Source organism: Shimazuella sp. NTD248, assembly GCF_059510395.1.
Genome location: NZ_JCAJZT010000003.1, coordinates 33,109 through 46,947, shown reverse-complemented (window position 1 = coordinate 46,947; position 13,839 = coordinate 33,109). Strand labels below are relative to the sequence as shown.

13 protein-coding genes and 4 pseudogenes are annotated in these 13,839 nt (G+C 38.5%); 7 read left to right on the top strand and 10 right to left on the bottom strand.

Annotated elements, in window-relative coordinates; genetic code table 11:
- Window positions 1-176: 176 nt before the first annotated feature.
- Window positions 177-422, bottom strand: a complete 246-nt coding sequence (locus AC5WOE_RS07460; RefSeq protein WP_496049909.1) for a hypothetical protein — start codon at window positions 420-422, stop codon at window positions 177-179.
- 141 nt (window positions 423-563) lie between these two features.
- On the opposite strand from AC5WOE_RS07460, the gene AC5WOE_RS07455 reads away from it, so the two are divergent.
- Window positions 564-968 (top strand): helix-turn-helix domain-containing protein, encoded by a 405-nt coding sequence (locus tag AC5WOE_RS07455; RefSeq protein WP_496052258.1) that lies wholly within the window; start codon window positions 564-566, stop codon window positions 966-968.
- A 10-nt stretch (window positions 969-978) separates the two neighbouring features.
- Here the strand turns inward: AC5WOE_RS07455 and AC5WOE_RS07450 are convergent, their stop codons facing one another.
- The 4 genes and pseudogenes from AC5WOE_RS07450 to AC5WOE_RS07435 form a co-directional block, all read right to left on the bottom strand.
- Complete coding sequence (locus tag AC5WOE_RS07450) at window positions 979-1,386, bottom strand: cupin domain-containing protein (RefSeq protein ID WP_496049907.1); 408 nt, start codon at window positions 1,384-1,386, stop codon at window positions 979-981.
- 68 nt (window positions 1,387-1,454) lie between these two features.
- A complete protein-coding gene (locus AC5WOE_RS07445) occupies window positions 1,455-2,285 on the bottom strand; it encodes an SDR family oxidoreductase (protein WP_496052257.1) in 831 nt (276 codons plus the stop codon).
- A gap of 74 nt (window positions 2,286-2,359) precedes the next feature.
- Window positions 2,360-3,094: pseudogene (locus AC5WOE_RS07440) on the bottom strand (SDR family oxidoreductase).
- A gap of 67 nt (window positions 3,095-3,161) precedes the next feature.
- Window positions 3,162-3,362: pseudogene (locus AC5WOE_RS07435) on the bottom strand (NAD(P)H-binding protein); the annotation flags it as partial.
- Window positions 3,363-3,546: 184 nt separating this feature from the next.
- Here AC5WOE_RS07435 and AC5WOE_RS07430 point away from each other — a divergent pair.
- From AC5WOE_RS07430 to AC5WOE_RS07420, 3 genes are all read left to right on the top strand, one after another.
- A complete protein-coding gene (locus AC5WOE_RS07430; protein ID WP_496052256.1) occupies window positions 3,547-4,092 on the top strand; it encodes a TetR/AcrR family transcriptional regulator in 546 nt (181 codons plus the stop codon).
- Between the two features lie 221 nt (window positions 4,093-4,313).
- Window positions 4,314-4,844: a DUF4309 domain-containing protein gene (locus tag AC5WOE_RS07425; protein ID WP_496049903.1), complete on the top strand. Its 531-nt coding sequence runs from the start codon at window positions 4,314-4,316 to the stop codon at window positions 4,842-4,844.
- A gap of 603 nt (window positions 4,845-5,447) precedes the next feature.
- Window positions 5,448-5,642 carry a beta/gamma crystallin-related protein gene (locus AC5WOE_RS07420; RefSeq protein ID WP_496052490.1) on the top strand — a complete coding sequence of 65 codons (195 nt, stop codon included), beginning with the start codon at window positions 5,448-5,450 and terminating at the stop codon, window positions 5,640-5,642.
- 752 nt (window positions 5,643-6,394) lie between these two features.
- On the opposite strand, the pseudogene AC5WOE_RS07415 reads toward AC5WOE_RS07420, so the two are convergent.
- From AC5WOE_RS07415 to AC5WOE_RS07405, 3 genes and pseudogenes are all read right to left on the bottom strand, one after another.
- A pseudogene (locus AC5WOE_RS07415) lies at window positions 6,395-6,478 on the bottom strand (helix-turn-helix domain-containing protein); the annotation flags it as partial.
- An 89-nt stretch (window positions 6,479-6,567) separates the two neighbouring features.
- A complete protein-coding gene (locus tag AC5WOE_RS07410; protein ID WP_496049975.1) occupies window positions 6,568-6,897 on the bottom strand; it encodes a recombinase family protein in 330 nt (109 codons plus the stop codon).
- A 130-nt stretch (window positions 6,898-7,027) separates the two neighbouring features.
- On the bottom strand, window positions 7,028-7,588 hold the full coding sequence (locus AC5WOE_RS07405; protein ID WP_496052255.1) for a hypothetical protein: 561 nt from the start codon (window positions 7,586-7,588) through the stop codon (window positions 7,028-7,030).
- Between the two features lie 396 nt (window positions 7,589-7,984).
- Between AC5WOE_RS07405 and AC5WOE_RS07400 the strand changes: the two are divergent.
- Window positions 7,985-9,246 (top strand): annotated as a pseudogene (locus tag AC5WOE_RS07400) (Tn3 family transposase); the annotation flags it as partial.
- 195 nt (window positions 9,247-9,441) lie between these two features.
- Window positions 9,442-9,651 carry a hypothetical protein gene (locus AC5WOE_RS07395; protein WP_496052254.1) on the top strand — a complete coding sequence of 70 codons (210 nt, stop codon included), beginning with the start codon at window positions 9,442-9,444 and terminating at the stop codon, window positions 9,649-9,651.
- Window positions 9,652-11,396: 1,745 nt separating this feature from the next.
- Here AC5WOE_RS07395 and AC5WOE_RS07390 read toward each other — a convergent pair.
- On the bottom strand, window positions 11,397-12,251 hold the full coding sequence (locus tag AC5WOE_RS07390; RefSeq protein ID WP_496052253.1) for a sulfurtransferase: 855 nt from the start codon (window positions 12,249-12,251) through the stop codon (window positions 11,397-11,399).
- 93 nt (window positions 12,252-12,344) lie between these two features.
- Complete coding sequence (locus AC5WOE_RS07385) at window positions 12,345-12,527, bottom strand: hypothetical protein (RefSeq protein WP_496052252.1); 183 nt, start codon at window positions 12,525-12,527, stop codon at window positions 12,345-12,347.
- Window positions 12,528-12,996: 469 nt separating this feature from the next.
- Between AC5WOE_RS07385 and AC5WOE_RS07380 the strand changes: the two genes are divergently transcribed.
- The gene (locus tag AC5WOE_RS07380) at window positions 12,997-13,836 is read left to right on the top strand and encodes a GNAT family N-acetyltransferase (protein WP_496052251.1); all 840 of its coding nucleotides are present in this window, start codon (window positions 12,997-12,999) and stop codon (window positions 13,834-13,836) included.
- Window positions 13,837-13,839: the final 3 nt, after the last annotated feature.

Here is a 13,839-nt window from a genome sequence, read left to right as displayed (position 1 = left end):
TGTTTTTCAAGTGTTAAATGAGGTTTAGTGTAAAGGATTTTATAGAAAGTTACTCTGTGAAGAGTGATTCTCCATCGTCGATTGGATTTAGGATGGAAACAGACAGAACTAGCCTCCAAAGTGAAATCCACCACCGGTAAATCCATTCAACAATCCACAATCTCCGCTATGGAAGGCTATCCTAGGGCCATCTCACGCGCTTCTTCCGATATCCCAGAAGTGAGATTGATGATAACTCGATCAGAGAGGCAGGCTCTTACAGGATTAAGGATTTCTTTCAATGCTTTGTAATCGAACACACAGGTGACTACTACTGTGCTTGTTGAAACTGCTTCATCAACTGTAGTTGCACGCATCGCTCCCTTTTCGACAAAGGGCATCGGCTTTTTTAGCCGAACGGTTCCAAACGGTCGTATTATCAAGATGTATTTCTCGAATTTTATAAAAAAGGAGATATATTACAGAAAATTTGACTAATCAAGGGTATGATCAAACAAAAATTGATATTTCACTCATGGCTATTAACAAAATTTATTACTCTTTAAAATATGACATTGAAATGTATGAAACAGGGTGATTTTGATCAAGAAACCGTTACGATGAGTCAATTGGGATCTTTTTTGAAAAAAATGCGTGTCTACAGAGGTATTACCCAAGAACAGCTGACCGAGAAATTGGGTGTTTCTCAGATGAAGATTTCAAAGGATGAAAAATTTGAATATCAGGATATTGGAACAACGAAGTTGAATCGAATCCTCCAAGTGTTAAGAATAGACCGGTTAACAATTATTTCAAACGAGGATTATCCACCTCAGTATTATGAGTTGCATTCTTACTTTCAGCAACTCCAGCAATTAATTCTAATAACACTTGGTTATGGTCATCACAATCACTTCAGGTTTGAATTTTCCCATAAAGTCACAATGTATCTTTTTAAAGTGACTAACACATCGAATCAATTAATTTGATGCAAAAGTTTTATAACTTGTTATACCATTCATCATCAACAGGTTCTGACCATTCCGGAATTCCTGCAGTGATTGCAATGTGTTCAAACCAGCTATCTTTTGTAGCACCATGCCAGTGTTTCACACCATCATAAGTGACTATCACATCACCAGCTTTTAAAAACTGAGCTGTTTTTCCCTCTTCTTGATACCAACCTTCGCCGCCAGTTACAAGTAAAATTTGAAATCCACTACGGTGAATATGCCAGTTATTTCGGCATCCTGGTTCAAAGGTAACATTCCCCACACCAACATTTACTTTAGGATCAGAAACTAATCCTTTAAGATAACTTTGTCCTACGAAAAATTGTGCAAATGCTTCATTTTTTTCGCCTACTGGAAAAATAACACCATTTTTTACTTCCTCATGTTTTGTCATATTTAATTTAATTCCTCCAATAGCTTTATTTTTTATTATTAACCTACTTCAACAGTCGAACGATTATATTATTCAGCTGATTTTAGTGGTCCGTAAAAATAAGAAGCCGTAGCTCCACCGTCAATTAGGAAATCAGTTCCGGTGATGAAAACTCCCTGCGGCATCATCAGCAGCTCCGCAACATTTGCAACCTCATCAGCTGTTCCTGGTCGTCCGGCAGGGCACTTGGCAAACATATTCTTATAGAACTCTCCTCTTGGACCATTGAACTCGTCTATAGCCAATGGCGTTACGATAATCCCCGGAGAAATGGAATTGATGCGAGCGTTTCTTTCCCCCCAACGAATAGATTCAAACATAACGCGCTTCACATTACACCGTTTCGCCATTTGATAAGCATGCAACGTATCCTTGATATTTTCTGGACGAAGAATTTCCAAACTAAGGAGTTCTTCAGTCGGTGTCGTTGCTAGCTGTTCATCAATTTCAACTCCCAATTGAGGCATTCTGTGTCCAGACTGACTGGAAATTGTCACACCTACGCCTCCATAAGCTATGACCTTTCCTACTTCCTCCAGCAATACTGAAGTTCCGTACAAATCCACCTTCAAAATGGTTTCAATAGGTGCCTGACTAGGTGACACGCCGGCTGCATTGATAAGAACAGTGATTTCACCATACTTCTGACCTTCTGCAATCAAATTTAAAATAGATTCTCTGGAAGAAATGTCCGTTTCGACAGGTACCACATCAAATCCGGTATCTTTCATAATTTTCGAAATAGTTTTGGCATTATCTAGATTCTTATCACCAATAATAATTTTCTTACCAAAACCGATTCTTCTAGCTATCGCCATTCCAATCTGTCCTGCACCTGTCAAAAGTATAACGTCTTTCATTGCATGTCCTCCTTAATTTAATTTATAATCCGCAGTTGGCTTAATTTGTCCATTAATGAACAAATTATAATGAATTACTGTTCTTGTGATGTAGGACGGATAATCATTTCGTTAACTGCTACATCGGAAGGTTGTTCAATAGCAAAATCAATGGCACGAGCTATTGATTCAGCATCAATTGCACCTTCATAAATTTTATCGATTCCTGGTTTCAGATCCATATCTGTAATCGAATTTGTCAATTCAGTCGTAACTGCTCCAGGCGAGATAATAGTGGAACGAATATTGTTTCCAGCTTCTTCTTTACGAAGACCCTCTGAAATAGCACGTACAGCAAACTTGGTTCCGGCATAGACAGTGCTTCCAGCTCCAACAAAGTGTCCTGACAGATGAAAGATTAATGATATGCCCTGATTTTTGTTCTCTCATTGTTGGAAGTACAGCTGCGATTCCATAAAGAACTCCCTTAATGTTTACATCAATCATCTTGTTCCAATCATCAATTTTTTTCTTGTAAAGGAAGGAATGCGGCATGACTCCGGCATTATTGACCAAAACATCAATTTTTCCAAACTCGTTTAGAGCTAACTCAGCCAGTTGTTCCATTTGTTCATGCGAAGTCACATCTACCACTTTATAAATGGCTTGACCACCATTGTTCTTGATTTCTTCTTGTAATTGCTTTAAACGTTCCTCACGACAAGCTGCTAGCGCCAACTTCGCACCTTTCGAAGCAAGTTCCTTTACAGTAGCCTCTCCAATCCCACAGCGCCTGTAATGATGACAACTTTATCTTTTATATTTGACATATTAGAACACCCTTTCTTAAAAATACCTTGATTTCTTCAAGCAATAAGGGATGGATAATCCCCCAGATTACACTGGTTTGTTGACCCCTAAACTGCGAAGAGCTTTCAATCCTGGCGTTACTGCTAATTTAACAATCACCTCAGCAACACTCTTTCGAGATATAACATGCCCTTTAAATGGTTCGCCTTTCTGAGTTATCTCATGATCGATTTCATCCTCATAGGTAAACCAGCCTAGTCTCAAAATTGTATAGTCGAGTTCAGAGGATTCAACACAATCCTTTCTTTATCCAGATACCCTTACAAAATAAACATTGATCAATTAATGGACATCTGTCTATAATTATAAACAGATACAAAATACTTACAATGGTCAATTCAACACGATTTGTTAAGTAATGAACAAACCTAATAAAATTGTTAAATATCTTTAGGAAAGCTGGAGATTTACAATGTCTAAAGTGGATAGAAGAATAGCCAAAAGCCAAGAAGCCATAAAAAAAGCAGTTATTGAATTGATGTCCGAGAAAAGTTTTGATGAAATTACGTTACAAGATATTTCCGACAGGGCAAATGTTAGTCGGGGAACTATCTATCTTCATTATTTGGATAAATATGATTTACTGGATAAGCTCATTGCAGAACATATTGACAAACTACGAGAAATATGTGAATCGTCATCTGAATTGGAATATATAGATGCAAATCTCCCGTGGTTCGAATACCTTGAAGGTCATTATTTATTCTTTTCCACGATGTTAGCGAGTAAAGGAGCTCCTTCATTTCGTAGTCAGTTCCTAGAATTTCTCATCGAAGAATTTAAAGATGAAGTGGATGCAGCAAAAGGGAAAAATCAAGGAATAAAGGAAGAAGTTATTCTTCAATTTATTGTCACCTCTTACGTAGGGCTAGTAGAATGGTGGTTTAATAATGGAATGCCTTATACGGCCCGTGAAATGGCAGAACAAGTAGGGATTTTATTAGATAGGAATTTATAAAAAAACAGAGCAGTGTTGCACACTGCTCCTAAGGGCATTTAAAACGCAATTTATAACATGTTACTTAAATTAAGGGGGAGTACCGACACACCTAGATATACGCTACTTCCCTTATAAGATAGAAAAAGAGGAAATAATTTATTTCTTTTTGCACTTTTTAGCTAATGTTTTGTCTTTTATACTAAAAAAGCAAAACAATAATTATAAGGAGCAATTAAAAAATGGCAAAATCTTCTTTTCGTCCTTTCTTTTTGGCGCTGGCAATTCTATCAATGTTATCTCTCATAGGATGCACAACAGATTCAACCAATAATAATACATCCAAATCATCTCTATCTACTTCTCCTCCATCGAGTACAGAAGAATCAAATCCTAAATTAAATACGCAACAACTTATTCAACAAGTAAAACAACTAGCTATAGAAGGTAAAACTATCAATAGTGACGGATTTGGTCTTGGTTCCTTACGGGGTGAAATTAACAAAAAATGGGGAACTGAAGATGAAAAAAGTGTCGATCAAATGTATTATGAGAGCCGGAAAGCATATTTTGTATTAAAAAATAACAAAGTAGTCGAACTCTACAGTGCAGATGAAAGACTTCAAGATATCACCAAACAAGAGGTACAAAAAGCATTAGGAAAACCTGATGAAGCAGGGCAATATGAAGATGGAGATGAGCTTATTTACAAAGCTGGTAATAATAAAATTACATTCATTTTCGGTAGCCGTATTGAAATTACTATTCATTAGCTCCTATAATATATTCAAAATTTAGTCATTCCAGCAACTAATAGAAAAAACTAACCAACTGCTTATCGAACAAGTAGTTGGTTAGTTTTTCGGGTAGATCAGGCACCGTGAGGAGCCTGATCTACCCGAAAATTGTAATAGGCCCAGTGTAACCGAAAGCGCAGGGCCAGTAGATAGTCAATAGGTGACGTGTGAACGATTCGCACATTGAGGGGCCACACTGGAAAATATATGTATCTGTGCATGATGATTCCGATTTAGGACACCATATAGTCAAGAGTACATAACGATTAAGCCCAACCATATATGCCGTAAGGTGTATATGTGGTGAGCGAAGATCAAGCAAGATACTCTGTTGAAAATAACCAAAAGATTGTTTCTGACAGAGTATCTTGCTTGATTGACCAAACCATTACGAATGGGCGATAGATGTTTTGGTTGTTATGGTCTTTCGATCATAACCAAACATCTATCGACTCATCGTAATGCTAGGTAGATCGTTATGTACTCCTATTTGTATTTGTAGAGCCACTTACACAAGTGGCGTTTTTTATGCTCAATGGTTAAATTATGGTTCTTTGATCGGATACTAGTCATCTTGCAATTCGGCAAAAAAATTGGAATGATGTTGCGTCATCTGCTAAAGTATCCGATGTTGATAGTGTTGTGTTATACGAACACATCAATTACAAAGGACAGAAATTGAAACTGAAACCAGGAAAATACTCTGATTTCACCATGATAAAACTAGGCAACGGATCATGGAATGATGTTGTTTCCTCACTCCATATAAAATAAATAGCAACATAGAAAACATGACCTGTTCAGTGAGTTGTATCGAGGGAAATCATGCGACAGCTCATCAATCTTCTGCCTGGGAATGGCACCGCTACCACCTCGATCAACAAGGAGGACGCTGTCACCCAGATGACGGTGAGGTCACTCAGGTGCCTCCTTGTGAACGTACAAGGGGACACCTGATTTTAGTCCTAATGAAACGGTTCATGCTCTAGTCCTTCCGATAATTTCCATTTATTGGACAGATTGCACTTCGTTGCACGGATGCTGGTTCTACCCCAACTTAGATTACCCTGTTTTACAATAGAGAAAATAATGTTAAAATTTAGTTTGTAGGGTTCCAAACAATAGTGAAAGGAGCAACATGCCTCCAGGTAGGACGCTTATTTGCAGAAACTGTGGGAGAATACCACTATTCACTGTCTTCTGCGAGAGGTGTCGATTATGTATCCATTGTTGTAAGGGACACGGCTTTACCAAATGAGCAGTTCTGATAAGTCTAATGAACTCTATCGAGTCATGACTGATTTCGAGCTGTTCAACCTGGATGATTTGCTAGACAGTTGTTAATCCTGTTAGCAAGTGGAGCTCTCCTGAATCGCTGACAGCCAGTTAGCGTTCGAAATCTCCAGTCCAGTACCCCTCACTCTGGGAAGAGTGAGGGGTACCTAATTTTTTATGAGATAGTGAGACAGTTTCTGTTCCAGTTCATCAGATAATTCCTATTTTATGGTTCCATTAAATACCACTGGTCATGATTGACCGTCTTTCAGTTTTCGATACAAAGTCATTCGGGAAACTCCTTCTTTATCAGCTATTTCTTGCATAGTCATATTCCCTTGTTCTAAAAGAAAACTGGCATATTTGACTTTATCGCTATCTGTTTGTGGTCTTCCTGGGAAACGTCCTTTCTTTGCTGCTGACCTTAGTCCCTCTTGGTACGCTCTGCAATCAGATCCCGTTCATATTGTGCCAACATCCCAAAAAGATGAAGCTGCATATTCCCCATTGCTGTTCCTAAATTAAAATTCCAGCCTTCTATTAGACTAATGAAATGGCAACCCTTTTCTCCGAATAAATTAACCAACTCAATCATGTCTCTAAGGTTACTGGATAATCGAGTTAGGTCTGGAACAATAACGGTATCACCTTCTCTTAACTGTTCCAACATTCGATCTAATTCAGGTCTATGCTTATTTGTTCCACTGATTTTTTCCCAAAATACCTTATCGCAACCAGCTTCTCGAAGTTGAATTTCTTGTCTGTCTAAATTTTGTTCGTTTTTGTTACGTAATGAGAACCAGAATGTGGTACCTTTTTAAACGCCTAGCACTTATCGTTATTTCTGATCCATCTTTGTTTAAGGTTTATACCTTGTACCTACTTTAAACTTGATCAGTATGACAAGTACAAGGACAAAGTGCGAAAATATAAAGAGGAAATGCATAGTGAGCGAAATTCCAGATATCTATGACTAGTAAGGTAATAATCGCATTGACCATAGCAAAAAAAAAGACATGCCAAATTTCACTTTCTGGATTCTTATACGATTTCATCACTGTAGGGACACCTGCCAGCCCATCTGCCAAAAGGCTAAAAAGAATGGCCAAATTACCACTTCCTGTTACTTTCCATAAGATGATACCGAAAATGGAAAGTCCACCACAGATAATATCCAAACCTGTCAATTTCCATGAAGATTTACGGTTAACAAACGATGCCAAGAATATGAGGAATGGACCAAAACCCACCATAAAAGTCATCAGTGCTGGCAAACCCACACCTTGATTAATTTCGGAGCTAAATGCAATGAATGGAGCGAGTACCCATAAAGCCCAAGTAACTTTGTTTGGTTGAGTCTTACCTTTTAAAGTATCTATTAGATAACTCATGGAGCCAATAAACTGTAATACAGCACCGAGTATTACAAACCGTTCGTCGATCAATATGATTTTCTCCTTAAACTTAAATAAATTTTATAAATTTTGACTATTTGTTCTACTTTGAGCATAGCAGATATCACTAAACACATGGTAACTTTTTTCACATCCTCAAACGGCACCAGCTCCCCTTTTTTCTTGCTGTACATCACTTGATAACACGTAGTGACCCTATTTACATCCACAATGGTCCCTGTGCAATCTCTGATTTTGATTTTGGCTCCTGTTTGAGCATGATCTTATACAATTCTTACTGTTTCGTATAAACGTACATACATATAAAAACAAGCCCCTCATTTCCTTCTGACGGACTTTGAAACCGGATAATGAGCATGTTAGTATCAACGAAGCAGGAAATTAGTATTAAAAAAAGTAAAGAAACGGAGTATAACAAGTTACTAAAAACGACTTCCCGAAAGAAATCTAATGGATATTCTATGCAATGTAGAACACTGGGTAAATTGGTTTTGTCATTTTTATCCAGCATTTAGCTCTGATCCAAAGTTAAAAAATCCCCGTGAACGGTATATCTTAACTACCTTTGCGTACGGATGCAATTTAGGACCTTTCCAAGCTGTTAGACATATGCAGGAGGATGTAACCGGAAATGTTCTCTCTTATACCAATCAAAGGCATATTACCAAAAAAAAAGATTGATCAAGCAATGAAGGACATCATCAACCATTACCATCACGGCTTTGACTTTACCCAAGTTGTGGGGAACAGGAAAATCCGCCGCTGCTGATGGCACTCCCTATAACGTTTATGAAGAGAATCTCTGAGCCGAATATCATATTCGGTATGGCATTTATGGGGCAATTGCCTACCATCACCTTGCAGATAATTACATCGCCTTGTTCAGTCATTTTATTCCTTGTTGGGTATAGGAAGCCGTTTATATTTTAGATGAGTTACTAAAAAACGAATCCGATGTGCAACCAGATACTCTTCATGCAGACACGCAAGGGCAATCGACACCTGTATTTGGTCTATCTCATCTACTAGGTATCAAACTCATGCCACAAATTCGGAATTTCAAAAAACTTACCTTCTTTCGTCCAAGCCCGGAAACGAAGTATAGACACATCGACTCTCTCTTTTAGTGAGTCGATCGATTGGGATTTAATCCAATTGCTTTGGAAAGATCTTTTCCGTGTGGTTCTCTCCATCAAACATGGAAAGATTTCTTCTGCCATGTTGTTACGAAAGCTAGGAAACTACAGCAAAAAAAACAAACTCTATCAGGCATTTCAGGAACTAGGACGTTTGATTCGTACCATTTTCTTGCTCCAATACATTGCAGATATCCATCTTTGTACGATCACAACAGCAACAAACAAAGCAGAAGCTTATAACGGTTTTTCCAATGGTTATGCTTTGGTGGTTTTGGAATTATTGCCAACAATGACCCTGAACAACAAGAGAAAATCATCAACTATGGAGACTTGGTTGCAAACGCCATTATTTTTCAAAATGTTGTGAATTTAAAAGAAGTGATACAACAGTTAAGAAAAGAAGGGAATCCGGTAAACCCAGAAGATATAAGTGCATTGAGTCCTTATCTGACCGAACATATTAAACGATTTGGTGATTATGTCATTGATTTGGAAAAACAACCCCAACCTTTTGATGGTAAATTAAAATTAGAGTTGGGAAGTGCTTGATGGAAAGGGCCTCTGCGGCTTTTTTACAATTTTTTCTATCTATCGTGCCGCTTTTGGACTTATCTCGAACGACCCCCTTATTCACCCTTTTCGAGGGGATGGGCAAAAATGCAGTGTATGGTATATAATTTGCAATAGGTTTACTCATTCGAGTACTCCATGACCTTTTCAGTGAGTTCGAATCGAGGGAAAATCATGCGATGGCTCATCAATCTTCTGCGTGGGAATGGCACCGCTACCACCTCGATCAACAAGGAGGGCGATGTCACCCAGATCGCTGAGATTGACGGCGACGGTGAGGTCACTCAGGTGGCAAACTCCCGTTCTGGTCATAAGGTCACCCAGGTGGCCAAGGTCAGCGGTAACGGACGCGTCACTCAGGTGGGTGGCGACGCCACTAGCTGAGTGACGCATCCACGCTGAGATGGTCAGAAAAGCCCCCTTGTGAACGTGCAAGGGGGCACCTGATTTTAGTCCTAATGAAATGGTTCGCACTCTAGTCCGTCAGATAAATTCCATTTATTGGTTAGATTGCACTTGGTTGCACGTTTGCTGGTTTTGCTTGGCGTAAAGTTCTTAAAAATGAATAATGTCTAATGAACTTATCAAATCTCCTCATACAACCGGCGGCTTTTTCTTTCTTCCTTTTCTGAACCTTCCCGGCTCTACTTTCATTCTCCTCAAAAATTGATATGATAATTTACAACCGCCTTTCAACCTTGTGAAGAAGAATGAATGTCCAAGACCAAGAACAAGAAGGGGACTAGGTCTACATGCGCATTCTGTGGTAATTCACCTGCCCAATCCATAGAAAAAAAGAACAGGAGGACGGTTCCTGCGTGCCATTTATGCGCAGGAAGGGATGAATAACTCATGTCCATCTTGTCTCTGACAATATCTAATTGAACAGGGATACCGAGCAGTATGTGTGAGATTCTCGCCTCTGCGATGAGACTTCACAACTGCCCGGCTCGTATGCAAATATATTCTATATAGATGAAGGGGGTCGTCAGTTTTCCATAGATGGAATGGCGACCTCACATCCTCGAACGGAACAAGCTCCCCTTGTTTCTCGCTGTACATCACCTGATAACACTTGGTAACCCTGTTAACATCGACAATGGTCCCCTTTCGATCTCTGATTTTTATTTTGGCTCCTGTTTTTGAGCATGGTGATCGCTCCTTATACAAAATAAAAAAGCCACCCATTGGGATGACCTTATCTATACATATTTCCTTGTTAACGACTGACCGGCCAGACTATCCGAAGACAGTTCCGGCCGGTCACCTGCCCCTACTTGATCATATGATGGGGCAGCCCGGCGTAGGGCAATTCGCCACATTCACGTTGCAACTGCAGGTCTCCGCGCACGGACGAAGGGTTCGGGGAGCCTCCAGAAGGGTCGTTCCCGTCACTCCATCCTGCTCTGCGGTTTCCTGCTGCTGACTTTCGGTGATCACAGCGGTCACAGTTGTGTCCTTTTCTGGGTGGTTTCGAACTTGCCTACATTTACTCTACAATAGTAACATAGAAAAATACTTTTTTGATATATCTATAAATAATTCTTAGTATTCGACATACTCGGATGATTTCTGCAACATATGTGTGTAAAATATCTAATATACGCCGTTCTGAACGTCGTTTTTACATCTGGTAATGCCAAAAATATCTAAAGTGTGAAAATGGCGTTATCGACTTCTATTTACCACGGTAACGAAAAAAATTAAAAAAGACGATCATACGTCCGTCTCTGATTTTGGGATTGAGGGAATTTTACCCAACACATCCATAAGGTGATGTTACCTCAACTGATATAAGTATCTGAATAGAAAATCCCAGCGAGCTGTGCAGACCTCATTTTCACTTTTGTTAACCATACCATCTATCCCTAGCACATGACCGCCTTGGTGCTGGCAGTCATTCAACCCTCACGGGATTTAAACACCATCGTATTGATGCGGCTTCATTGTCCCAAAAGCTCCAAACCCTTAGATTACTCTAAACGCATGTTTCGTTAGGGAACTGGGAGCAGAATCAAAATGTCCCACAGCTACTGATGCGGCCTCATGTCGCATCTTATTTTTACATGTATCTCCCTGTATTAGGAAAAGAAACGATTCCAAAAAGAATCGTTTCTTTTTTCAATGAGTCAAGATGTTTTCTTTTTCTTCGGATTTCCTGTTTCAATTGGATTTTCCGGGTACGAAATCCAATCACTCCAACTTCCTACATAAAGCTTTACATCTTTCCATCCTGCTTCTTTTAACGCTAATACATTTAGCGTTGCGGTTACACCAGAGCCACAATATACTACGACTTCTTTATCTTTTGGTATTTCACTGAAATGTTCTTGGATTAGATCGCATTCTAGGAATTTCCCACCTTCCCTTACATCTTTCCAGAAATAATGGTGTGCGCTAGGAATATGTCCAGCAATGGAGTCAATTGGCTCTGATTCTCCTGTATAGCGAATTTTTTCTCTAGAATCGATCAAGATGGTATCGGAATAAAATAGCTTCTGTCTCACTTCTTCCATATTTATGAGCAAATCTTCTTGTATATTAGAAACAAAGCTAGCAGCATGGCGTTTTACAAGTTTATCGGTCAATGGATATCCAGATTTTTTCCAATCACTGAAATTACCATTCATGACAGAGACTCTCTGATGTCCAAGGTAAGTGAGAATCCACCACAACCTAGATGCCATTGCTCCATCTTGGTCATCATATGCAATGACATGTTTATCATTATTAATTCCAGCATACGATAATTTTTCAGTCAGTATATGTATAGATGGCAAAGGATGTCTTCCCCCATGTTCTTGGACTGGAGAAGATAAATCTTGTTCCAAATCTAAATAGATAGAACCTGGGATAAATCTTTTGTTTTCTTTTTTTAATTCATTGTGCATTTTTCCAAGTACAAAACGACAATCAACCAAAAGAATTTTAGGATCATTTAAATGCCCGTTTACCCATTCCATAGAAACAATATGACTTCGCATTATTAACACATCTCTTCCTATTCTTTCTTCTGTTTATTTTAGCATTTGTATATCACTATCATGAATCATGCAGTCTCATTTAATTGGAAAAATTTAAAATGAAGACACAGAACACCTTTCCATCGATCTTGGAGGTCCAATACAAATATCTTCCTTCATGGAACTGATTTGCAATGTTGCTTCTCCGCTAACTAATTGGTAGTTTGGTTGAAACCTTTTTTTCACAAATTGAAGATTGGAGAAGGCTAATGGTTTGTAACTACGCTTGTTATGCATGATTTCCTCTAATGTAACCATTTAGAAAGATCAGGTTTAGAAAGGCTTAAGCATTGGTATAGGTAGCTGCTAATAAGGTAATTAAGATTATAAGGGATAGAAATTTCTTTCTCCGTTCGAAATTTAGCTAAAATACGCACTATAATCAACTACTAACTTCAAAAATATGAAGATAAGTACAAATGATATATTATCTTAGTTATTACAGTCTTTACAAATCGTTTATTCGAAAATTCTCCCTAGGTAAGAGGGGAAAACTCTACAATCTAAGCGGTACCTATAAAATTTCTATTTTTCCGAACGCTAAAATCTTGATAGTACCTAGTTAATTTTTTGTTTAATTTTTTGAATGACTCTCGTCATTTTGATTAAATGAGAGAAATGGGGGAAAGATGTTACCATTCACCAAAGACAGAAAACTTCTTAAAAACGCTAAAGGAAGACAAATACCCATAGGAGGTTTGCTTCTATGCATGTTACGGATCTCAAAATACGAGTTTTAACTTCAGCAGAAGAATTAAAACAAGTACGGGATTTAGAAGCTAAGATATGGGATGGTGATGACCCCATTCCCGTACATCAAACAGCAACAGCTGCCAAACACGGCGGTCTTATTTTAGGGGCATTTGATGGGGAAAAACTCATCGGATTTCAATATAGTTTTGCTGGTTTTGATGGGAAAAAGGTCTATCTCTGCTCTCATAGCATGGGAATAGTGAATGCCTATCGCAGCACTGGGATCGGTGCTAGATTCAAATGGCGCCAACGAGAAGAAGCATTACGTAAAGGCTATGATTTTATCACTTGGACCTATGATCCACTGGAAACAGCAAATGGATATTTAAACATACAGAAACTAGGGGCGATCTGTAAAACCTATTATCCTAATTTTTATGGTGACATGACTGACTCTCTAAATAGCGGATTACCTAGCGATCGATTCACGGTGCAATGGTGGATCAAAAATGACTCTGTTTCTCAAAAAGCAAAACAGGTATCTTTACAGATTAGTGAAAAATTAACTATCCCTATCTTACATATCAACCAAACCAAAGATAATTATCCTATTATTGAATCGATCGATTTTAACCAAACAAACGCGACTAAATCCCTAGTTGTCCCTGTGCCAGCATCTTTTCAGACATTAAAAAAAGCAGATATTGGTTTAGCAAAAGATTGGCGTTTGAAAACGAGAGAAATTTTTATGCATTATTTCCAACATGACTGGCAAGTAGATGGATTTATCAAAAAAGATATGTCACAAAGCACTGTACATTACTACGTATTATCCAAACAACCGGGGTGGTAAAAA

Coding starts and splice junctions, on each gene's coding strand:
- AC5WOE_RS07455 (WP_496052258.1), top strand. CDS start 564: ATGAAACAGGGTGATTTTGATCAAGAAACCGTTACGATGAGTCAATTG.
- AC5WOE_RS07450 (WP_496049907.1), bottom strand. CDS start 1,386: ATGACAAAACATGAGGAAGTAAAAAATGGTGTTATTTTTCCAGTAGGC.
- AC5WOE_RS07445 (WP_496052257.1), bottom strand. CDS start 2,285: ATGAAAGACGTTATACTTTTGACAGGTGCAGGACAGATTGGAATGGCG.
- AC5WOE_RS07430 (WP_496052256.1), top strand. CDS start 3,547: ATGTCTAAAGTGGATAGAAGAATAGCCAAAAGCCAAGAAGCCATAAAA.
- AC5WOE_RS07425 (WP_496049903.1), top strand. CDS start 4,314: ATGGCAAAATCTTCTTTTCGTCCTTTCTTTTTGGCGCTGGCAATTCTA.
- AC5WOE_RS07395 (WP_496052254.1), top strand. CDS start 9,442: ATGCGATGGCTCATCAATCTTCTGCGTGGGAATGGCACCGCTACCACC.
- AC5WOE_RS07390 (WP_496052253.1), bottom strand. CDS start 12,251: ATGCGAAGTCATATTGTTTCTATGGAATGGGTAAACGGGCATTTAAAT.
- AC5WOE_RS07385 (WP_496052252.1), bottom strand. CDS start 12,527: ATGCATAACAAGCGTAGTTACAAACCATTAGCCTTCTCCAATCTTCAA.
- AC5WOE_RS07380 (WP_496052251.1), top strand. CDS start 12,997: ATGCATGTTACGGATCTCAAAATACGAGTTTTAACTTCAGCAGAAGAA.